Here is a 23540-nt window from a genome sequence, read left to right on the forward strand (position 1 = left end):
GGGCACCAATAGCAAAGGCATTGGTCGATACATTCTGAGTATACACCGTACTCAACACTTCTGTCGCTGCATTATGGGAAAGATAAGCCCTTGTTCCGTCATATCCTGTTCTGGTTATGCTCGGAATATTTACCGTATATGCATTGGTTTGGGATGCAAAAGCAGAACCTCCTCCCTGTTTGGTAGTAAAGGTTCCCGCAGGTCCTGCCTGGAAGCTTGCCGTACCCGAAGTCGCCCCATATCCAAACGCATATCTTGAAGTATTGGATGCGGTAGGGCGATCTACAAAATAGAACGTTGAGGCGGTTGCTCCCTGAGGCAACCCTGAAATATTGTTTAACAAATCATCATTTGATCCGTCAAATGTAATGGTTGAGTTAAAATTAATAAGATTAGCCGTGGTGTTATATACAGGCTGGTTGGCTGCCGTAGCCTGGCTGATGGTCGTTGCCGAACTCTGGTCTACCCAGGCGGAAACACCCGTAGCGGTAGTAACTCCTGCATCTGCTTTGTGCCAACGGGTTAAGCCATTTAATACTCCACCCGGAGCGGCACATCCTGAAATAGACGCCGTTTGAGAAGCCCCTATTCCCTGTCCTGTAGTATTGCTGTAATTATACGGTACGGAGACCAGCTGAGGAATACCATTCGCATTCACAGTATTACCCAGATTCTGGTTAGATGCTGTTGAACCTGTTCCTACTGTTACCGTACCTACTGCTGTTACCAGCTGTGAAGCAATTACTGAAGCATCCCCGTCTATGGCATCTAAACAGCCGTCGTTGTCGCTATCCAGATCCAGACGGTTTGGTACCCCATCGCTATCGGTATCGCAGAAATCGTTTACGATGTACATGTTTTTAATGTAAACATCATCTCCATCTGCTCCATTGGTATTGGAAGATACGGAAACAAGCATGTTTCCTGAAATCCCTGAAGAAGGAATAGTGAATATGAGTTTCTGGAAAGTCGTTGTGCTTGGCCCAGGTGGAAATGAAGTTACATTAACAGTTGCCCCGTTATAAGTAGTTACATCAACAGTAGTACCTGCTGCACTTGTTACCAAGGCATACAATACGCCGTTGATTCTGAATTCATTTTCCTGAAAAGCTCCAAAATTTACATTGGTATAATCCAGGCTCCAGATAAAGTTGGATCCTGAGACCGGAGTACCGAAGTTTACGGTCTGGCTAACCGTTTGACCTGTTGAAGCTGTTCCCTGTAATATTGTATTTGGAATGCTGGCTCTGTATTCCCAAGGAGAATTTATAGTCCACCCTGTGGTTCCTCCATTAAATGTACCATTGGTAAACAAGTTGGCGCAGGTTACTTCATCTACATCCTGTATCCCATCATTGTCATCATCCAGGTCATCAACATTTAGTACCCCATCTCCGTCACTGTCGATACCAACCGCCTGTAGTGATAAGAACCCTGACCCCGGTGCTGATGCTAAGGTAATCTGCCCATTGCTGTTCAGTGTTCCCAGCGTGGTAGAACCGGCAGTAAAATTGGCATCTGCCGCTTTGTACACCAGATTCCAGGTAAAGTTAGAAGTATCTAGCCCATTGAATTGAAGGCTTACCGCCTGGGTATAGTTGGTTGCCTGCACCCTCCAGATGCGGGTTATTCTTGTATTGAACCCAGATGCCAGATTGGTAGTAACCCTTGTTACAGTACCATTATCATCCCCGATCACCAAAGAACTTAAGTCGTTGGTGATATTGGTTCTGGTACCTGCACTGTTCGCAGAAGCAAAATCTGCATTGGTAGCAATGGTTAAGATGGTACCACTGTTAACAGAACGAGAAACTTTTTGGTGTAATGCTGAAGCATTATCCCTCATAATACCTGCGATATTATTGTTATACCCTGTATTAGCAGTGGCATCCCAGATAACAGCCGAAGAGGAGTTTTGATAGTCTCCTGTTTTGGTTATACCATATTTGATGGCTAAATAAGATTCTATCCGAATCAGCTCTGAAGCAGTGCTTTTACCTCCGTAGGCAATAACTTCCGGAATGTCTCCCGTAAAGAAATTGGCGGCACCGTCTGAACGGGCACCAATAGCAAAGGCATTGGTCGATACATTCTGAGTATACACCGTACTCAACACTTCTGTCGCTGCATTATGGGAAAGATAAGCCCTTGTTCCGTCATATCCTGTTCTGGTTATGCTCGGAATATTTACCGTATATGCATTGGTTTGGGATGCAAAAGCAGAACCTCCTCCCTGTTTGGTAGTAAAGGTTCCCGCAGGACCTGCCTGGAAGCTGGCCGTACCCGAAGTCGCTCCATATCCAAACGCATATCTTGAAGTATTGGATGCGGTAGGGCGATCTACAAAATAGAAGGTAGAAGCTGCTGCTCCCTGAGGTAAGCCGGTAATGCTATTCGTTAAATTATCATTTGATCCGTCAAATGTAATGGTTGAGTTAAAATTAATAAGATTAGCCGTGGTGTTATATACAGGCTGGTTGGCTGCCGTAGCCTGGCTGATGGTCGTTGCCGAGCTCTGGTCTACCCAGACGGAAACACCCGTAGCGGTAGTAACTCCTGCATCTGCTTTGTGCCAACGGGTTAAGCCATTTAATACTCCACCCGGTGATGCTACGAAACCGGCAAAGGTAAAATACTGACCGGAAGTAAAATTTACTGTAGCGGTATAATACTGCACGCTGCCTAAGGTCTCCAGTGTCATCAGAGTTCTTGTATCGGAGCCGTCAAATATGGCATCGGCACTCACCACTAGATTAAGCGGTGAAATATTTCCACTAATCTGGCTTGCCGGTATAGCAACTTTTACAATTCCTACCGTTCCGGTTTGCTGTACTCTCCAGATGCGGGTCATCCTGTTATTCAGCCCTCCGAAAACAAAAGATGTTGCGAAGTTTGTGCTTCCGGTGTCGGAACCCCAAACCAAGGCAGATTTGTCAACCGTAAAATTATTGGTGTTATTGGCATTCGTATCGGTAATATTAATGTTTCCGATTACCGGCTGAATACCACTGTTCACACTCTGCGACTGCTTCTGGTTCAATGCCGAAGCATCATCCTTAGCAATCCCTGCAATGTTGTTATTGTATCCTGCGTTGGTAGCAGAATCCCACCAAATGGTAGTTCCATCACTTGCAAGGTAATTCTGGGGATCTAATGTAACCCCATACTTAATGGCAAGGTAGCTGTTCACCCGTTGCTGCTGAAGAGCAGTAAGGGATGCATTGCCGTATACAATCAATTCGTTGATGTTTCCGTTGAAAGGCAGGGCATTGTTAGAAGTATTCCCTACATAAGCCGTGGTTCCGGTAGCAAAACTTACTGAATTTGTTGAAGAGCCATCTGATCCGCCATCAAAATTATTAGCAAACGCAGTACCTGCCCTATTAGTTCCTAAAATATGTATTTTGCCATCGGTTACTGTTTTAGTTCCCGTGACTATAGCGCTTGCCGCAAAAGTTGATAAGGTATGCACTGCCCCGTTATTCCAGAACTGCGGTGCACTTCCACTGTTAGCAGCCTGAAGATAAGTCCTGCCATTCGTTGATGTTTTGGTCGTGGCAAACACATTAAAGCTGTTAGTACCGCCCATACCAAACGAGGTAGTGGTAGGATACTGGAATGAATTGGTTCCGCTGCCGCCAAATAAAATTCCCGGGTTGAAATTGTCTCCCAACGATTGGTACGTTGCACCGGTACCGCTGGAAGAGGCAAGCCCGTTGGCATCCGTCCAGCTTGTTACGGAAGCGTTATTGGTAGTGGTATTTGTGCCTGCATCTGCCTTGAGCCATAAGCTTGTTCCCAAAACCCCACCCGGAGCTGTTTGCGTACCCGTAAATGAGAAGAACTGCATATTGGCAATCTGCCCTGCAGGAACGGTAAAGATGTAATGAACGACTCCGTTGATGCTTGTAGTTCCGCTTTGGGCGATGGTCAAAGCTGTACCGTTGCTGAGCGAAGCAGCTGAGCTGCCGTATAATAAACTTACGGTGGAAGCCTGTGCGTTACCGAAGGCGCTTACCGGGTAATATACCGTGATGTCTTGCGCAAAGCTGTTTGTGTTCTGCGTTTTCCACACGCGGGTAAAGCGGTATGGATAGTTGCTATTGCCTGTCGAAGCCAAGGTAGTTAACGAGCCGTTGTTATCGCTCCAGATAAAGAATTGCTTATCCGAAGCGAAGGTGTTGGCATTGGCCTGGTTGGTGGCCGCTGCCGTACCCAGAGCCATGACCACTTGTGACGTACTTGCATTTACACTGCAGCTTTGTTTTTGATTAAGCGCCGTGAGATTATCACGTCCTATACCGGCTATGTTGTTTGCATAGCCGCTGTTAGTGGTGGCATTCCACGTAACTGTAGTTCCATCTGATGCCAGATAATTTTGTGCAGTGGTTTGATCTAATGTAATACCGTATTTAATCGCCAGGTAGCTATTTACCTGTTGCAACTGAACGGAAGTAAGGTTGGTGGTATAAGCGATTACCTCGGGTATATTGCCTGCAGTTGTAGCCTCGTTACCTCCAGCCCACAGAACAGATCCGATGACCATTGGCCCCAAGTTAGTTTCATAGTCGTTGGTGAGCATATTGTACGCACTACCATTTTGTGCAATTCCGTATGATGTACCACCTACCAGGGTACCGGAAGCTATCCGAGAAGTTCCAAATGGTGCTGTTGGAACCGGAAGGCCTGGCACCAAAGTTGTACCCCCTACTTTTCTGGCGGCAAGTCCAACAGGCAATAAGGCAGGATAATTATACTTCTGGGAATTGAACGGCTCTGCGTTATTACTTACCCTTAATAAGTAACCATTTGTCTGGTCTGTGAGCCCGAACAATGTAGCACCTGATGCGCCAGCCCCGGAAAACAACGAACTGGCTGAACTTAATGCCGTTGTACTGGTACTGATATACAAGGATGGATTAAAATTAAATTTGCTATTGCCTACCGCAGTCTGGTAAATTGTAGTACCACTGGCATTAGCGAAATTTTTGTTATTGCCACTTTGATCGTTCCATGCAGTGATGGTTCCGCCGTTGGTTGTAGTGTTGGTACCCGCATCGGCTCTGAGCCATAGAGAAGCTCCGGTTACCCCGCCGGGGCTTTGTGCCCATACCCAAGAAATGGATAATAAACTTAATAAAATTAAATAAATATATTTTTTCATTGTTGTTATGTATATTGTAAGAATTTGTTTTCTTCACTTGCTTTTATTCAGAATTGAATAGTATGTATTTAATACATTGTACTGTCTGATCAGTATGGCGACTCCCCCTTATGACACAGGATATTACTATCTTGCACACCGGGGAAAAGCACCGTAGATCGTGAGTTTCTGATAAAAGTTTTAACAATGAAAAGGTGGCGGCCTTATGCCTCCTGCGCCTATGCAGTTTGATGAAAACGCAGAGAAGAGAAAGTAATAATTTTCAGGAATATATTCATCAGGCTGCCCTGCTGACATATGCCGTATTTGCTGATAATATATTAAATTCTGATGATGATTTCCCGGAGCTGCGCATACAGCCTGCCCTGATACAGAAATATAATGTACCGCATTTTGTTCGGGAAAAGCAGAGATAGATTTACGGGAAGTTAAAGAATTGCCGGTAACATTTTTTTTGCGGACTGATTTATTTTCGGCGATAGATCTTTTTTGCGGAAGAGAAGCAGCCGTTTCTTTTTTTACTGATGTATTAACCGGAGCCTTATCCAATGTGTATACAACAGTTCCTTCTGCAATATACAGGTATTCTTCACCAGTTAGAATTAGAGATTCAGAAGTGTCTTTCTGCTTCTCTCCTGCTGCCATAGCTTCTGATTCGTAGTTTGTTGCAACCAGGGTTCCTTCTTTTATATATATTGCAGGGCTATCTGTAGAAAAGGATTGGCCGGAGTAAAGAACTGAAGCAATGACCATGATAAAGCACAGCAGTCTTTCGGAAAAACGAAAGACCTGCGGCATCACAGATTTCATCACTTTTTGTTTCATCATTTGTATTTCCTAATCAAATTAGGTAGCAGTAAAGTAGACATATTAGAAATAAGTCTACTATCTGTGTATTTTTTTATCAGTTAAATGCACTAATGCATCACCTTTATTTTTGTAAAAAATTTTATAATCTGAATACTGCAGATTTATTTATTACAAAATGGTTTAAACAAATCTATTCCAATTTTCTTTTTTGGAATTATCTTTATTATTTTATCATATCCGGTTATTTCGTGATATAATAACTCTAATAAATAGCATTTATATTTATATTGCAAATTTAAACCCAAATAACTGATATACAATCTGATAAATTGTAATAAAATAATTATACAATTGTAATTTTTTAATTACAAAATAATGGAAAATCTTCGCTATCCGGATGACAATCATGATTGTTAAACGCCATGAGAATGTTTATTGGAACAAATAATTCAGCTAAATTTGATAAGCTAATCATGATAGTAGTTGCGTACACTAAAAAAGCCATGGGATTAGTATGAATTTAAAATATATTTTTTAATTTTACTGTTATTTTGTTTACACCGAAAGCGCACAGGAAGGTATGGGAAACACACTCTTTTAAAGCTAACTTTCCAATGTAAGCAGAACTGAAGTCATTCTGTTTAAGTATGATATAAGTCTGCATAGTTCTCATCATGAGCTATTGCACAAAAGAAACACAATATAAAACCAAATGTATGAACAAAAGAATACTTATTGCTGATGATTATTCCGTCATTAGGACAGGCATTAAAATGATTCTGAAAAATTACTTTAAAAACCTTACTATCGAATACGCTGAAAGTTACGATGAGATTGCAGAAAAATTATCCCAAAATCAGGAGTACACATTGCTTATTTTAGATACAAATATTCAGGGAAACAAACAGGGAATGATTTCTGAATTTAAGAATAAATCCCCTGAAATGAAGATCCTTGTGTTTTCGGTATACCAGCCGTTCGGAGTAATACAGAGTATCAAGGGAGGAGCAGACGGTTACCTCAATAAACTTTCTCGCGAAGATGAAATTGCCAGAGCCGTTTCAGAAGTTTTAAATACTGGTAAATATTATTCGCCAGAAACTACCGATGCGCTGATTCAGCATTCTATTTTCAGAAAAAAAACCAATCCGCTGGAAAATCTTTCCGAAAGAGAAAAAACGGTTTATCATTTTTTGATTAAGGGTTATGGTAATCTGGAAATTGCCAACGAACTCAAAATACATGTAGCTACCATCAGTACCTATAAAAGGCGGATTTTCCAGAAACTGGGAACCAGCAATCTTATTGATATTTTAGAAATAGACAGAAGGTACTCAATGGAGTGAATACCCTTATACCATGAATAACCTGATTTCAAATAAATCAGCCCTGTTATATTAGCTAAACTTTATCGGAAATCAGGTCAAAAAAATTAAAATCTTAATTTTAAAACTCCAAAGCAATTTATTTCCACTTGATATTGCAGCCCATGCTTGGCCTCTGAATTTCTTCCTGAGGCTCTCCTGCCAGAAGGTTTTCGAAAGCAATAATCAAATCTTCCCCTGTTACATCCTTATTATTTCCCGGCCTTGAATCATCCATCTGCCCCCGGTAGATAAGATCCAGCTTATCATCAAAGAAAAAGAAATCCGGTGTACATGCTGCATTATAGGCTTTCGCAATAGCCTGGCTTTCATCATATAAATAAGGAAAATCAAAATTCTTTTCAATCTGGAATTCGATCATCTTTTCAGGAGAATCTGCAGGATACTTTTTTACATCATTCGAATTGATGGCTATAAACTCAATTCCCCTTTCGTAATAATCTTCATACAGTTCATTTAATTTATCTATGATATGAAGAACAAACGGACAATGGTTGCACATGAAAATCACCAAAGTGCCTTTTTCTCCTTTCAGATCATCCAGCGACTGAATTTCATTACTTTTTGACGGATTCGGCAGTTCAAAAAAAGGTGCTTTGGTTCCGAGTTCAATCATATTTGATGGCGTATTCATAACTATTTATTTAGCCACAAAGATAAAGATTTTCTTGAGTAAAACGTGTCAGTAAGAAGTTAAAGGCTTGATCATTGCATTAAAATTGAATTGAACAATTCACTTCATTCATTTTTACAATAATCGGGAAAATTCCTAAGCTAAATCTCCTCCAGCTCCCATGCATCCGGTCTCCGTCCGATTTTAATATTATTTAAAGAAGGTATGTTAAAAGTTAAACTCTAAAATTTGTTTGGAAGTAATATCAAAAAGTTTGTAGTTTTGCTAACACTGTTAGTAATATAAAATCATGGGGTTACATGAACGCCGACAAAGAGAAAAGGAAAATATACGTGCCAGTATTCTGGATGCGGCTTTTTCTTTGGCTAAAACCGAAGGCTGGGCTTCACTTTCCATGAGAAAAATTGCCGATGCGATTGAGTATAGCGCACCGGTAGTTTACGATCACTTTGAAAACAAAGAAGCGATTCTGTATGAAATTTCATTGAATGGTTTCCACTGTTTACATATTGAATTGCTTAAAGCTCAGAGAGAACATGACAATCCCGAAGATCAGTTGAAAGCTATTGTTGATGCTTACTGGAAGTTTGCATTCAGGAACAAAGAGTATTACCAGCTGATGTTTGGTTTGGGGATGCAATGCAGCGGAAAAGGAATGATGAAAGAAGAATTTTCTTCCTTTCAGGATATGCTGTACGACTGCACGTATGAAATTATTAAGAAAAACGGATCAAAAACGGAAAATGCCTGTCACATGTCTCACGCATTATTTTCTGCGGTGCACGGACTGATTTCCATCATGATGATGCGTAATGACGATATCCCTTCAACGATGAACAAAACGACTTTAGATGAAACTGTATCAGCTTTCATTAAGTCATTGTAATTTTTTTTTGAATTAAAAATTAACACCGTTAGGAATATTAACACCTAATTAATAAATTATTCATTTAAAAACATTTAAAAATTAAAAACATCATGTAAAATTAAGAATTAACCTAAAGCTATTTACCCTTCTGTATTAACGCCGTTAGAAAAATTAACACTTAAATTCCAGATAAACTTATAGTATTATGGAAACATCTATTTAGACCCAATATTAAAAATTCTGTATATTTTTTTAAACAAATTGTTAACACCGTTAGGAAATATAACAGATATTAAATTAAAACAATATTATTTTATTTAACACTTCATTAAAAATTTAAACTCAAAATGAAAATATTTGGAAAAACGAGAATCGTCGTACTTATCGCAAGTATTATTCTTTTACAAAACTGCACCAAAGCAGCAGAAGGATCCAACGCAGCTCCGCCGCCTCCGCAACTTCCTGTTTACACGGTTATCACTTCACCAGCTACTGTTTATCAGGAATTTCCGACAGCCCTGGAAGGAAAGAACAATGTAGAAATCAGATCCCAGGTTGATGGATATTTAGATAAGATCTACGTGGAAGAAGGTGCTTACGTAAGAGCCGGACAGCCATTATTTAAAATAGATTCAAGAAGCTACGGCGAACAGATGAACATGGCAACAGCCAATTTACAGGTTGCCAATGCCAATATCCAGAAAGCAAAAGTTGAGGTAGACCGCCTTGAACCTCTTGTTGCCGCAAAAGTAGTTTCTGAAGTACAGCTGAGAACCGCAAAAGCCAACTACGCAGCCGCAGTGGCAGCCGCTTCACAGGCAAGAGCATCCGTCGGAAGCGCAAAAATTAACGTAGGATTCACCACGATTACAGCTCCGGTAAGCGGGTACATCGGAAGAATTCCTTACAAAAAAGGAAGCCTGATCTCAAGAACAGATCCCAATCCATTAACCTTATTGTCTGACATCAGCGAAATTTATGCCTACTTTTCTTTAAGCGAGCTGGATTTCATTGCTTTTCAAAATAAATATCCGGGTGCTACTTTAAATGAAAAACTGAAAAATATGCCGCTGGTAGATTTGGTAATCGCCGATAACAGCATCTATACAGAAAAAGGCAGAATGAGCATTGTTGACGGACAGTTCGACAAAACTACAGGAGCCATTAGTGTTCGTGCCGTATTCCCGAATCCAAACGGGGTATTACGGACAGGGAATACCGGTAGGGTGCGTATGCCGCAATTATTTGATAAAACATTGGTGATTCCGCAGGAGTCTACTTTTGAAATTCAGGATAAAACGTATGTTTATGTAGTTGGGAAGGATAAAAAAGTTACGGGAAAACCGGTAACCATATCCGGAAAAACAGACAATTACTATTTTATTTCTGAAGGATTATCTAAAGGAGACAAAATCGTATACACCGGAATCGGCGTCTTGAAAGATGGTGTTGCCATACAACCGAAAGCTATTTCTTCTGATAGCTTATTGAAAGCAAGACCATTATAACTGTTTGGAGTCAGATAATATTCTGATTTAAACATTAAGGGATTCTAAGTTAGTAAGATTAATTAAAAAATATCAAAGATACATTGTAAGGCATAAGATCAATTATTTAACCTGTCAAATCTTATAATTCTTTGTTTAAAAGTTTAGTTATTAAATCCTTAATGTTAAAAAATCAGTTTAGAAATTAGCTCAGACAACATTAAAAAATAAACTTCTTATGTTAAAACAATTTATAGAAAGACCGGTACTTTCAACGGTCATCTCCATCATACTTCTATTATTGGGTGCCTTGTCGCTCTTTAATTTACCCATTGCCCTCTTTCCGGATATTGCGCCGCCAAGTGTTCAGGTGACGGCTTTCTATCCGGGAGCCAACGCGGAAGTAGTCGCCCGTTCGGTAGCAACTCCTATAGAAGAAGCGGTAAACGGAGTGGAAAATATGACCTACATGACCTCCAACTCCAGTAACGACGGTACCATGACCCTGAGCGTATTTTTCAAGCAGGGTTCCGATCCCGATAACGCTGCCGTAAACGTTCAGAACCGTGTATCGAAAGCCATGAGCCAGCTTCCGCAGGAGGTAGTACAGGCGGGAATTTCCACGCAGAAAGTTCAGAACAGTATGATTATGTTCATGGGATTAACCAGTAATGACCCCAAACAATATGATGAACTTTTCTTACAGAATTATTTAAAAATCAACATTATTCCGCAAATCCAGCGTATTCCGGGTGTTGCCCAGGCGCAGGTTTTCGGAACAAGGGATTATTCCATGAGGCTCTGGCTGAAGCCGGATCGATTAGCTGCCAACGGACTTTCTCCACAGGAAGTTTTGAATGCCGTAAAAGATCACAACTTAGAGGCTGCGCCGGGACGTTTGGGACAGGGAAGCAAGGAAACGTATGAATATATTTTAAAGTATAAAGGTAAATTAAACAAGAATGAAGACTACGAAAACATTGCCATCAAAGCCAACAGCGACGGCTCGTTCCTGAGACTGAAAGATGTGGCAAGAGTAGAATTCGGTTCATATACGTATACAGCAGCCAACAGAGTGGATGGTAAGCCGGTTTCAGGTTTTGCAATTATGCAGACGGCAGGATCGAACGCCAATGAAATTTTAACTGAAATTGAAAAGCAGGTTGATCAGTTTAAAACGACCCTTCCAAAAGGCGTTGAACCCATCATCATGTACAATTCCAAAGACTTTTTGGATGCGTCAATTCATCAGGTAGTTGAGACATTGATAATAGCATTCATCCTGGTATTTATTGTCGTATATATTTTCCTTCAGGATTTCAGATCAACGTTAATTCCTGCGATTGCCGTTCCGGTGGCGATTATTGGTACATTCTTTTTCCTGCAATTATTTGGGTTCAGTATCAATATGTTAACATTATTCGCATTGGTACTCGCCATTGGTATTGTGGTGGATGATGCCATCGTGGTGGTAGAAGCCGTCCATTCCAAAATGGAACATACGGGAATGCCTGTAGAACAAGCTACGATGAACTCCATGAATGAGATTTCAGGTGCAATTATTTCCATTACCCTGGTGATGTGTGCCGTGTTTATTCCGGTTGGTTTCATGCAGGGTCCGGCGGGAGTTTTCTACAGACAGTTTGCCTTCACATTGGCAATTGCAATTATGATTTCTGCGGTGAATGCATTAACGTTAAGTCCGGCTTTATGCGCCATGTTCTTAAATGATCCTCAGGGTGACCACGGAGAACACGGCAAAAAAACAGGCTTTGGCGCAAGATTTTTCAATGCATTTAATGTAAGCTTTAATAATTTAACTAAAAAATACATTTACAGCCTTAAATTTTTAATTAAAAATAAATGGGTTGCCGTAGGAGGATTGGTCTTAATTACTGCCGCAAGCATTTTCTTAATTAAAAAAGCACCATCCGGATTTATTCCTACAGAAGACCAAGGGTTTATTTTATACGCAGTGAATACGCCTCCCGGAAGTTCATTAGACAGAACCCACAGAGCAACTGAGCAGATTGACCAGATCATCAACGGCGAAAAAGCCAAAAATCACCTTTGGGTGGCAGATGGTCTGAACTTCATCAGTAACGCCAACGCATCGCCTTATTCTGCCGGCTTCATTAAATTAAAAGACCACGACCAGCGTGGCGAAGTAACCGATCCGGATCAGATTGCCGCAGGATTAACGGGAAAAGTGTCACAGGTAAAAGATGCGAACGCATTCTTCTTTAACTTCCCAACCGTACAGGGATTTGGGAACGTTTCCGGTTTTGAATTCATGCTTCAGGATAAAACCAACGGTTCCCTGGAAAATTTAGGAACAACAACGCAGGCTTTCATCGGGGAATTGATGAAACGTCCGGAAATTGCTTTTGCTTTCACGACCTATGCAGCCGGAAATCCACAATTTACGATTGAGGTTGATAATGATAAAGCCAATCAGCTTGGCGTTTCCATCACAGAATTGATGCAGACCATGCAGATTTATTATGGAAGTAGTTTTGTTTCAGATTTCAACAGATTCGGAAAATACTACCGGGTAATGGCTCAGGCAGATATTCCTTACAGAACAGATGCCAATTCTCTGGAAGGAATTTACGTTAAAAATAAATCAGGCGAAATGGTTCCTGTAAAAACATTGGTAACGCTGAAAAGAGCCTTCGGGCCTGAAACAGTGACCAGAAACAACCTCTTCAACGCAGTAACGATCAACGGAACACCGAAACCGGGATACAGTACCGGAGACGCCATCAAAGCAGTGGAAGAAGTGGCTGAAAAATCACTTCCGAGAGGTTTCGGCTATGAATGGACAGGGATTACCCGTGAAGAGATCAAAACAAGCGGCCAGACTGCATTTATCTTTATGCTAAGCATTTTGTTTGTGTATTTCCTTTTAGCAGCTCAGTATGAAAGTTATATCCTGCCGTTTGCGGTAATCTTAACGATTCCGACGGGGATTTTCGGGGTATTTGCTTTCACAGGACTTGCAGGGATTGATAATAACATTTACGTTCAGGTCGGATTGATCATGCTCGTCGGATTACTCGCGAAAAACGCGATTTTGATCGTAGAATTCGCCGTACAGCGGAGAAATGCAGGAAGATCATTACTGGAAGCAGCGCTTCAGGCTTCAAGACTGCGTTTAAGACCGATCTTAATGACCTCCTTTGCATTCATTGTCGGGATGTTACCGCTGGTATTCACGCAGGGAGCTTCCGCAAAAGGAAATCATTCGATAGGATACAGTACGGTTGGCGGAATGTTGACGGGAGTTGTCTTCGGGATTTTCATTATTCCGGTAATGTTTGTAATCTTCCAGTATTTACATGAAAAAATGCCGAGCAGAAAAAAGAAAAGACTTCAAAGACAAAAACTGGAAGCAGAACTTTTAGCTACAACTCATTAATAAAAATGAATTACAAAGCTTTGAGAGATTTGGCTTAAAAATTTAAATCATTAAGGTTTTTATTAAGAAGTTTAGAATATAAGATGCGCTTCGCTTTAGAATGATGCTTAATATAAAATCTATTCGATTTTCTTGATTAACTTAACTTCTTAAATAATTCTTAATGGTTTAAATCAAAACCGAAAGATTAATAAAATCATCTGGGAAAGTCCGTGAAATCTGTGGGAACAAAAAAGCAAAGTATTTCCTATTAAAACCCACTTTGTATAAGGAATTCTTAAAGTTTTGCATTCAATTAAAAGTTTAAAAATTATGAAAAGAGTAAAAAATATTATCATCACTTTTGGACTGGCTTTGGCTTCGGTCTCCTGTGTATCGAAACTGGCATACACGGAGCCTGAGTTAGACCTTCCCGAAACGTTTAAATATACTGCAACAGCAGATACAGCAAGCGTTGCCAACCTGGAATGGAGACAGTTTTTCAGCGACCCGATTTTACAGAGCCTGATTGAAAAAGGAATTAAAAACAACTACGACCTGCAGATTGCTTTAAAGCAGGTGGCTTCATCACAGGAAAAGCTGAAACAGGCAAAATACCTGCAGTATCCTGATGTAGGTTTCGGGGTTTCTGCGCAGATTTCCAGGCCTTCAAAAAACAGCATGAACGGACAAAGCCTGAATTTATTTTTAGGGCAAAGCCATGTTGAAGATTATAACGCTGCGTTTAATTTATCTTGGGAAGCAGATATCTGGGGTAAAATAAAAAACCAGCAGGAAGTTTCAAGAATGCAGTATCTCCAGACTTACGAAGCGACAAAAGCCATTCAGACGCAGGTGGTTGCAGCGATTGCGCAGGGATATTACAATTTATTGATGCTTGATAAACAAATGCAGATTGCCCAATCTAATTTAGAATTAAGCAAAAATACACTGGCTCTTACAGAAAAATTGTGGCAAAGCGGAGATACAACTTCTCTGGGTGTTCAACAGGCCACTGCACAAAAGCAATCAACAGAATTATTGATTACACAACTGGAACAAAACATTGCCATCCAGGAAAATGCACTGAGTATTCTGGTGGGTGAAAATCCGGGGAAAATCAGCAGGACTATTGAAATGTCTGAAACCTCTTTGCCACAGGAAATTTCTGCAGGGCTTCCGGCAGCAATGGTGAGCCGCCGTCCGGATGTCCGTCAGCAGGAACTGGTGTTGCTGGAATCAAACTCAGTAGTAGGAATTGCCCAGGCGAATATGTATCCTTCATTAAAAATTACAGCCAACGGAGGTGTCAATTCATTTAAAATTGATAACTGGTTTCAGATCCCGGCTTCACTGTTCGGTTCTGTGTTAGGAGGAATAACCCAGCCTATCTTTCAGAAAAGACAATTGAAAACAGATCTAAATGTTGCTAAAATCCAGAGAGAGAAAAATGTACTGGCTTTCCGTCAATCTGTATTGAACGCAGTGGGTGAAGTTTCCGATGCATTGGTTTCCAACGAAAGCTTAAAAGTTCAGGAACAGAAAGCTGCCGAACAGGCTGCGACTTTAAAAAACGGAATTAAAAGTGCCGAAATGCTCTATAAAGGCGGAATGGCCAACTATTTAGAAGTGATAACTGCCCAGGGAAATTCTCTGCAGGCAGAACTTAATCTGGCGTCCGTAAAAAGACAAAGGTTAAGCAGCATTGTAGACTTGTACCGGGCGTTAGGAGGCGGTTGGAAGTAGTAAATTTAAATTATATTGTTATGGAATGCAGTCTTTCGGGGCTGCATTTTTTTGTTTTGAATTAAATCTTTAAACGAATGCTTTTTCCGTTCTGTCATTCTGAATGAATGACAATGCTGAATTAACTTTTTTAAACCATTAAGATTAATTAAGTCGTTAAGTTTAAGTAAGAAAAATCAAATAGATATTAATAAGCATTATTATACTAAAAGCGAAGCTCATCTTAAATATTCTAAACTTCTTAATTAATCTTAATGGTTAAAATAAACGCAAAGTTCTCCATAATAACCTGTGCAAATCTGTGAAATCCGTGGGTAATAAAAACTTATTTTAAAACTTCTCCATTTATATACCCAATCAACCCATCAAAATCCTCCTGCGAATATCCCAACGGCAAATAATGAATATCATCTGCTTTTCTGTACCAGGTCAATTGGCGTTTGGCGTATCTCCGGCTGTTTTTCTTAATTTCAGAAACGGCAAAATCCAAGTCCCATTCTCCATCAAAATATTTGAATAATTCAGCGTATCCAACCGTATTCAAAGCTGTTAAATGTTTAAATTTTTCCAGACTTTTTGCTTCATCCAGTAAGCCTTTCTCCATCATAATATCCACTCTCCTGTTAATTCTGTCATACAATTCTTCCCTTGGTGCTTCGATTCCGATTCGGGTGGTATTAAAATCTCTTGAATCCTGTGAAACAGCAATTAATTCGGAATACTTTTTATCCGTCTGCCAGATGACATCAATAGCACGCAAAAGCCTTCTGTGATTATGAATATCTACAATAGAAAAATATTCGGGATCCAGATCTTTCAATATTTCCTGAAGTTTTTCAATACCTTCATTTTCAAAAATATCCTGCAGTTTTTTTTGATTTTCTTCATCCGCTTCCGGCAAATCATTTAGACCTTCAATTACTGCTTTTTCGTACATCATGCTGCCGCCCACCAAAATAACCGTATCATATTTTTCAAAAAGTTCATTGAGCTTCTTTAAAGCATCTTCTTCATACTGCCCGATGGAATAATACTCTTCAACGGAAAGATTTCCGATAAAATGATGAGGCGCTTCCGCCAACTCTTCTTCGGATGGCGAAGCGGTCCCGATTTTCATTTCTTTAAAAAACTGCCGGGAATCGCAGGAAATAATTTCCGTATTGAAATAGTTAGCAAGATCGATTGCCAATCTTGTTTTTCCAATTCCGGTAGGCCCTACAACAGAAATTACATTTTTATTTTTCACGATGCTAATTTACAAAAATGGGTGAATTGTATTTAACCGTAAAAGACTTAAAAGAATGGTGATTTAATTAAACCATTAAAAACATTTAAGAAGTTAAGTTTATTTAAGAAAATCAATTTGATTTTAAGAAGTATTATTTAAAGAGCTAAGCTTCAACTTAATAACCTTAACTACTTAATCAAAATCTTAATGGTTTAAAATAAATTTTTAATGATAATTAATCTTCATTTTACCAAAGATGGAAATTTGCATTGATGTCAACAATAATGATCTATATCCAAAACAATCTTCACGCTTCCTGCATCCAACTTCCAGCCTTACTACTTTAGCTAAACTATACACTTAAATGTTTATCTTTGTACAACAATAAAAAACTATGATTTTATCAATGACCGGCTTCGGTAGAGCCGAAGATGTTTTTGAAGGAAAAAAGATTACCATCGATATTAAGTCACTGAATAGCAAAAGCTTTGATTTGAATATCAAAATTCCTTTACGGTATAAAGAAAAAGAATTCGAGATCAGAAAAATTCTCAACGACAGGATTATTCGCGGAAAAGTAGACTGCTACATCAACCTTGAAAATCTTGAAGAATCTACAGATGTAAAAATTAATAAAAATTTAATTGATTCTTACATCAGCGAACTTCGTCACATTGCTTCAGACGGCCCCGATTTCGAATATCTTAAAATGGCAGTACGGATGCCGGATGCCATTACTTCAAGGCCAGACGAGCTGTCGGAAGGAGAATGGGAAGCATTGGCTAAAATTGTACATGCTGCGGTAGACCGGTTTGAAGAATTCAGGAAAACGGAAGGTAAAATCTTACACGAAGAGCTGGAAAGAAATTTACAGAATATTGAAAAAAGCCTTTCCGGAGTAATTCCTTTTGAGGAAGAGCGAATCACTGCCGTAAAAGAACGCTACCAAAAATCTTTAAAGGAATTTGAAAATGTAGACGAAACACGTTTTTACCAGGAAATGGCATATTTCACGGAAAAGCTGGATATTTCTGAAGAGAAAGTACGGCTTTCCCAACACCTGAAATATTATAAGGAAGTAATGGACAACGAAGATTTCAACGGTAAAAAACTGGGATTCATCTCTCAGGAAATCGGCCGGGAAATCAACACATTAGGTTCAAAAGCCAATCATTCTGAAATTCAGAAGCTGGTGGTTATGATGAAAGATGATTTAGAGAAAATTAAAGAACAAACGTTAAATGTGCTTTAAATTCAAAGTTCAATGTTTAAAATTCAAGGTTTTTGACGAACTCTGAATGAAAAACATATTTTGAATTATCTAATAAACTTTAAACCCAAATCTAAAAACTTTGAACAATAAAGTTATCATATTTTCGGCACCGTCTGGAAGCGGAAAAACAACATTGGTAAAGCATTCGCTGGAAGCATTTAACGAACTGCAGTTCTCTATTTCATGCACAACAAGGCAACCGAGAGGAACTGAAGTTCATGCGGTAGACTATCATTTTTTAACGCCCGATGAATTCAGGCAAAAAATTGCGGAACAAGCCTTTGTAGAATTTGAAGAAGTTTATACCGACAAATACTACGGAACATTAAAATCCGAAGTGGAGAAAATCTGGGATCAGGGGAAAGTGGTCATTTTTGATGTTGACGTAAAAGGCGGTATTTCCCTTAAAAAATATTTTGGCGAACAGGCATTGTCGATTTTCATTGAACCGCCGTCCGTTAAAGAACTGGAACGAAGATTGATCTCCAGAAACACGGATGATGCGGAAACCATCAGAACCCGCATTGCAAAAGCAGAGGAAGAGATGACTTATGCCAACGAATTTGATAAAATTGTGATCAATAATGATCTCGACGAAGCAAAAAGAGAAATAGAAAGTTTAATAAAAAATTTTATTGGGAGTTGAAAGAGTTTGATGATGGAAGCTGGAAGTTTAAGATGTAACATTCCAATTTCCACATTCCGATTTTAATTTCCATCTAAACACTGAGGTAAATATGAGTACCGAAACATTAGAAAAAGCCAAATCTGCAATCCCGGTAAGAGGATTTTTGGATATAAAAGACATTGCAATTCCTCAGGGAGAAGAGCTTGTAAAAGCAATTCTTGCGTTGAAAGAAGAGAAAAATGCGGTGATCTTAGCACACTATTATCAGCCGGGAGAAATTCAGGATATTGCTGATTTCCTGGGAGATTCGCTACAGCTGGCCAGACAGGCAAAAGATACCGATGCAGACATGATCGTTTTCTGTGGGGTACATTTTATGGCAGAAGCTGCAAAAATCCTTAATCCTACAAAAAAAGTGGTTCTCCCGGACACAATGGCAGGATGTTCTTTAGCTGATGGCTGTTCAGGAGAAGGTCTGCGAAAAATGCGCGAGCAGCATCCGAATGCTTTGGTGGCAACCTACATCAATTGTAACGCCGAAACAAAGGCAGAAAGTGACATTATCGTAACCAGCTCCAATGCAGAGACGGTAATTGAAGCGCTTCCGAAAGACCGCCCCATTATTTTCGCACCCGATAAAAATCTGGGAAGATATTTATCCCAGAAAACAGGCCGCGATATGATCCTTTGGGACGGAAGCTGCATTGTACACGAAGCTTTTTCCATGGAAAGAATTGCGAAGCAGCTGTCCGAAAATCCTGATGCCAAGCTTATTGCCCACCCGGAAAGTGAAGAAGCCGTTTTAAAACTGGCCCATTTTATAGGTTCTACTTCTGCCCTGCTGAATTATGTGGAACAGGACGATTGCCAGAAATTCATTATTGCAACAGAAGAAGGTATTCTTCACGAAATGAAAAAACGTGCGCCTCACAAAGAGCTGATTCCGGCATTGGTTTTCGACGAAACCTGCAATTGTTCAGAATGTTTCTACATGAAACGAAATACCATGGAAAAACTGTATTTGTGCATGAAATACGAGCTTCCGGAAATTATTATCGACGAAGAATTACGATTAAAGGCATTAAAGCCCATCGAAGCCATGCTTGATCTTTCTAAAAGTATAAAGTAAAATAGAATGCCCCGGAAGTCAGGCTTTTGGGGCATTTATCCTATTTTTTTTACTTAAAGATCATTCGGACCGGGAACATAACATTCCGAATTGATAAGGACACAGTTTCTGCAAAAATCCGAAAGTGCCCAATATTCATCACAAGTAAAAGTAGAGCTTTGAGGACATTCATTACAGCTTTTAGGGCCGGCTCCCCCATTAATTTGTTCTAAATTTCTCCGGTTTAATTTTTTCAAATTTTTCATAATAAATTGATTTGGTTAATTTTATAAATTTAATATTATTTCCGAATAAATCATAAAAATATTGAAAATAATAATTAAGATAAATATTTACGGTTAAAAATTTCGAATATAATTAAGAAAATCATTAGCTGTAATTTAGCTTAAAGTTTTAAAGAAATAAAAATATCTAAAACACATTCTGAAGAATAAAAACGATTTTTGCCTAAAATTTTAAGAAGATGAGTAAAATATATCTTGAAGACGTAAAAATTTATGCCTATCACGGGGTTTTACCGGAAGAAAGCATTATCGGCACATATTATCTCCTCAATGTTGAAATTCACACAGATTTGTGGAAAGCCGCAGAATCGGATCATCTTGAGGACACCATCAGCTATGCAGATGTTAATGAAATTATTCATGATGAAATGAAAATTAAATCCAAACTGCTGGAACATGTTGCCGGAAGAATCATTTCAAAAATCCATGAAAAATTTCCGGAAATTTCCTACATCCGGCTGAAAATCACCAAAACCGCCCCTCCTATGATGGGCGAAATGAAAGGAGCAAGCATTGAACTCGAAAAGAGTTTTAAACCTGATCATTAAAAAATTATTATTTTCGTTTAAAAATTATACAAAGATTGAAATTCATAAAAATATTATTTCTTTTAGCTTTTATAAGCATTTCCGGACAGACAAGCACTGCCAGCCAGACGCCTGTTTATAATTTTCCGAAGCTAAAATCGAGCATCACGATGCCGGTAACGATTCCACTTTCTGAGATCAGCAATATGATCAATGCTTCCGTAAAAGATCTCATTTATCAGGATGATTCTTATACCGACAATAATAACGACCAGTTTAAGGTAAAAGTCTGGAAAACACGCCCCATACGGCTTGTTGGCGGCACCAATCAGAACGTCCTGATTGAAGTCCCTTTAAAAATATGGGCAGAAAAAGGAATTGGCACCCTGGGATTGTACACATACCAAAGCACGACTTTTGAAACAGTGATGTCTTTCAATACTTCCATCAGTTTAAAAAATAACTGGACGATTCTTACACAAACCCGTCCCAACGGTTTCAGATGGGTAACAAAACCTGTTCTTGATTTTGGAAAGCTAGAAATTCCCATCACCTCGCTGGTAGAAAAAAGCCTTGTGGAACAGCAGAAGAAATTCTGCACCACGATTGACCAGCAAATGGCGGCACAATTGAATTTTCAGAATTATGCCGTTACGGCCTGGAATGTTTTTGCGAATCCTTTTCATATTTCTGAAGAATATAATACCTGGCTGAAAATTACGCCGATCAGTGTTCATATTACACCCCTGCAGTTTTACGGCAATCAGATCAACACCAGCCTGGGAATAGATATTTATTCTGAAACTTTTACCGGCAGTAAGCCGGAGCCCTCATCTCCTGTAAAATCAGCTTCTGATTTTGCTTTTGTTACTTCGCTTACAGATCAGTTTCTGCTTCAGACCACTGCGAATGTTCATTTTACGGAAGCAACGGCTATTGCCCGGAGCATGTTTCTGAATAAAGAATACGACATCAGAGGTTCTTCAGTAAAAATTAAAGATATAAAAGTATATGGTGAAAACAACCGTGTGGTGGTAGAAGCACAGACAGAAGGATATGTCAATGGAACTGCTTTCATATCCGGAGTTCCGGTATATGATGAAATCAAAAAGAAAATTGTGCTGTCTGAAACCAAATTCAGATTAAAAACTTCCAATATATTACAGAAAACAGCGACTCTTCTTTTCCGGGGAAAGATTGTAAAAATGATTGAGGAAGAATATGGGATTCCTACCCGGGACCTGGAAAACAGCTCGAAGAAAAGCATTGAAGAAGCATTTAACAAAGAATATTATAAAGGGCTGAAGATTTCCGGAAAAGTATTTACTTTGCAACCGGGGAAAATCCTGATGAATCCTTCGGGAATTACAGTCGTAATTGATACAAAAGCTAATTTAAAACTTATATTAAACGGAATTTAAAAACTAATATTTAACTATGAAAAAAATACTAAGGATTGTGGAAAATAACAGAGCAGATTCGTGGGCTCGATTTGGGAATTTTATTATTGACCGAGTTGTCATTTATATCCTGTTTATGGCATTTGGCTTTTTTGCCTCTTTAGTTTATGAACTTTTCGGTGTCGTGTATTTTGTTAATATATTGAATGAATTATCATCTGTCAACCGATTTTGGGATATTGTGATTACTTCAACCATATATTTTCTTTATGTTTTTTTGATGGAATATTTTACAAGAGGAAGAACAGTAGGAAAATATATTACCGGAACCAAAGCCATTTCAACAGACGGAACGGAACCGACATTGTATGATTATTTCATCCGCAATATCTCACGTTTTGTACCTTTCGATGCATTTTCATTTTTAGGCGGCGGAAACGGATGGCACGACAGCTGGAGCGATACCCGTGTAATTAATATCAAAAAATATAAGGCTGAAACCCAGATGAAAAGCGATATTGAAAACATCGGGGCAAAAGAAATCGCCTAAAAAATTTTTGTTGAATCATATATTTTGTTATATTTGCACACCTAAAAATGGTAAAGATCTGGTACTTTGGCCGAGCGGCTAGGCAGTGGTCTGCAACACCATCTACAGCGGTTCGAATCCGCTAGGTACCTCCAACCTCTCTAATCTTAGAGAGGTTTTTTTTGTTTATTTTCTAATATTTTGTCACAAAGAATCCATAAAAAAACCCCGGATCAATCCGGGGACTAAAAACTAATAACCATGAAAAACTCAAATTGATGAGCTATATTTTAATATGTAAATCAATATTATAAAATTGTATATTTCTTATGCAATTTTATATACGAAGATTTGATGAGAGTGGTTTTCAATAAGTAAAAAAAATTTAATTAAAAAATCCCCGGCAAAGCAGAGGATTAAATGAAAAAATTAATATTTAAGTGATGGTGTTGCTTTAAAAATATCCCGGATCTCTCCGGGAATATTGTAAGTTCCTTTAAGATTTTTTAATAGTTGCGGTTAAGTATTCAAGTACTGTGCCAGGAATGGGAGTAAAAGTTAAAATTTTAAGATTCATCTATTTTAACTCTAAATAGAAAAGCCCCTGAATAAACAGGGGCTAAAAAACTAATAACCATGAAAACTCAATTAAACATGAGAATCAATTGCAAAGGTATAGATTATTTTCATTAAAAATGATGATTATACTCTATAAATTATTTTTTTCTGTAAATCATTATTATTATTAAATTCTTAAAAACATAAAATCTTACCGTTTGATACTGAAAAATAAAAATAAATAGGTTTTTATTGCAAAGACCATGATAAAAAGCAATGTTATTTATTAATAAAAAAATCCCCGTATTTCTACGAGGATAAAAACTAATAACCATGAAAACTCAAATTAAACATGAGTGACTGCAAATTTAAGAAATGTATATCTTTATAGAAGATTTTTAAACCAGCTTATTCTATCAATTAACAAATTTTATAATTCATTTAAAAAAAATTAAGATTTTAAATTTCAATAAAACCTCATGTTTGAAGG

Annotated in this window: 16 protein-coding genes and 1 tRNA gene; 12 read left to right on the top strand and 5 right to left on the bottom strand. The window is 38.7% G+C overall.

What is annotated here, in order from left to right; translation table 11 throughout:
* Both SOP96_RS08030 and SOP96_RS08035 read right to left on the bottom strand, forming a co-directional pair.
* Positions 1–5164, bottom strand: a 5164-nt coding sequence (locus tag SOP96_RS08030) for a beta strand repeat-containing protein (protein WP_411911983.1), incomplete at its 3' end; no start/stop codon positions are given.
* A 180-nt stretch (positions 5165–5344) separates the two neighbouring features.
* A complete protein-coding gene (locus SOP96_RS08035) occupies positions 5345–5992 on the bottom strand; it encodes a hypothetical protein (RefSeq protein ID WP_326320468.1) in 648 nt (215 codons plus the stop codon).
* A 698-nt stretch (positions 5993–6690) separates the two neighbouring features.
* Between SOP96_RS08035 and SOP96_RS08040 the strand changes: the two genes are divergently transcribed.
* Positions 6691–7320, top strand: coding sequence for a response regulator transcription factor (locus SOP96_RS08040; protein WP_326320469.1), 630 nt, complete (start codon positions 6691–6693; stop codon positions 7318–7320).
* Positions 7321–7438: 118 nt separating this feature from the next.
* Here SOP96_RS08040 and SOP96_RS08045 read toward each other — a convergent pair whose 3' ends face one another.
* On the bottom strand, positions 7439–7993 hold the full coding sequence (locus SOP96_RS08045; RefSeq protein WP_326320470.1) for a thioredoxin family protein: 555 nt from the start codon (positions 7991–7993) through the stop codon (positions 7439–7441).
* A gap of 289 nt (positions 7994–8282) precedes the next feature.
* Here SOP96_RS08045 and SOP96_RS08050 point away from each other — a divergent pair, with 289 nt between their 5' ends.
* The 4 genes from SOP96_RS08050 to SOP96_RS08065 all read left to right on the top strand — a co-directional run bounded on the left by SOP96_RS08050 (position 8283) and on the right by SOP96_RS08065 (position 15494).
* On the top strand, positions 8283–8879 hold the full coding sequence (locus SOP96_RS08050) for a TetR/AcrR family transcriptional regulator (protein ID WP_326320471.1): 597 nt from the start codon (positions 8283–8285) through the stop codon (positions 8877–8879).
* Between the two features lie 329 nt (positions 8880–9208).
* Positions 9209–10369, top strand: coding sequence for an efflux RND transporter periplasmic adaptor subunit (locus tag SOP96_RS08055; protein WP_326320472.1), 1161 nt, complete (start codon positions 9209–9211; stop codon positions 10367–10369).
* Positions 10370–10586: 217 nt separating this feature from the next.
* Positions 10587–13769 carry an efflux RND transporter permease subunit gene (locus tag SOP96_RS08060; RefSeq protein WP_326320473.1) on the top strand — a complete coding sequence of 1061 codons (3183 nt, stop codon included), beginning with the start codon at positions 10587–10589 and terminating at the stop codon, positions 13767–13769.
* A gap of 312 nt (positions 13770–14081) precedes the next feature.
* On the top strand, positions 14082–15494 hold the full coding sequence (locus tag SOP96_RS08065) for an efflux transporter outer membrane subunit (protein WP_326320474.1): 1413 nt from the start codon (positions 14082–14084) through the stop codon (positions 15492–15494).
* Positions 15495–15819: 325 nt separating this feature from the next.
* Here the strand turns inward: SOP96_RS08065 and miaA are convergent, their stop codons facing one another.
* On the bottom strand, positions 15820–16740 hold the full coding sequence (miaA, locus tag SOP96_RS08070; RefSeq protein WP_326320475.1) for a tRNA (adenosine(37)-N6)-dimethylallyltransferase MiaA: 921 nt from the start codon (positions 16738–16740) through the stop codon (positions 15820–15822).
* A gap of 376 nt (positions 16741–17116) precedes the next feature.
* Between miaA and SOP96_RS08075 the strand changes: the two genes are divergently transcribed.
* The 3 genes from SOP96_RS08075 (at position 17117) to nadA (ending at position 19752) form a co-directional block, all read left to right on the top strand.
* Complete coding sequence (locus SOP96_RS08075; RefSeq protein ID WP_326320476.1) at positions 17117–17974, top strand: YicC family protein; 858 nt, start codon at positions 17117–17119, stop codon at positions 17972–17974.
* A 100-nt stretch (positions 17975–18074) separates the two neighbouring features.
* A complete protein-coding gene (gene gmk / locus SOP96_RS08080) occupies positions 18075–18641 on the top strand; it encodes a guanylate kinase (protein WP_326320477.1) in 567 nt (188 codons plus the stop codon).
* A gap of 91 nt (positions 18642–18732) precedes the next feature.
* Positions 18733–19752 carry a quinolinate synthase NadA gene (gene nadA / locus SOP96_RS08085; RefSeq protein WP_326320478.1) on the top strand — a complete coding sequence of 340 codons (1020 nt, stop codon included), beginning with the start codon at positions 18733–18735 and terminating at the stop codon, positions 19750–19752.
* A 53-nt stretch (positions 19753–19805) separates the two neighbouring features.
* Here the strand turns inward: nadA and SOP96_RS20015 are convergent, their stop codons facing one another.
* Positions 19806–19997 carry a bacteriocin-like protein gene (locus tag SOP96_RS20015; RefSeq protein ID WP_411911984.1) on the bottom strand — a complete coding sequence of 64 codons (192 nt, stop codon included), beginning with the start codon at positions 19995–19997 and terminating at the stop codon, positions 19806–19808.
* Positions 19998–20215: 218 nt separating this feature from the next.
* On the opposite strand from SOP96_RS20015, the gene folB reads away from it, so the two are divergent.
* From folB to SOP96_RS08105, 4 genes are all read left to right on the top strand, one after another.
* The gene (gene folB, locus SOP96_RS08090) at positions 20216–20584 is read left to right on the top strand and encodes a dihydroneopterin aldolase (protein ID WP_326320479.1); all 369 of its coding nucleotides are present in this window, start codon (positions 20216–20218) and stop codon (positions 20582–20584) included.
* 35 nt (positions 20585–20619) lie between these two features.
* Complete coding sequence (locus tag SOP96_RS08095; RefSeq protein ID WP_326320480.1) at positions 20620–21984, top strand: DUF4403 family protein; 1365 nt, start codon at positions 20620–20622, stop codon at positions 21982–21984.
* Between the two features lie 16 nt (positions 21985–22000).
* Positions 22001–22513, top strand: a complete 513-nt coding sequence (locus tag SOP96_RS08100; protein WP_326320481.1) for an RDD family protein — start codon at positions 22001–22003, stop codon at positions 22511–22513.
* A gap of 60 nt (positions 22514–22573) precedes the next feature.
* Positions 22574–22647 (top strand) — tRNA-Cys (locus tag SOP96_RS08105).
* Positions 22648–23540 lie beyond the last annotated feature (893 nt).

The sequence above is a fragment of the Chryseobacterium salviniae genome (assembly GCF_035819015.1).
GTDB lineage: Bacteria > Bacteroidota > Bacteroidia > Flavobacteriales > Weeksellaceae > Chryseobacterium > Chryseobacterium salviniae.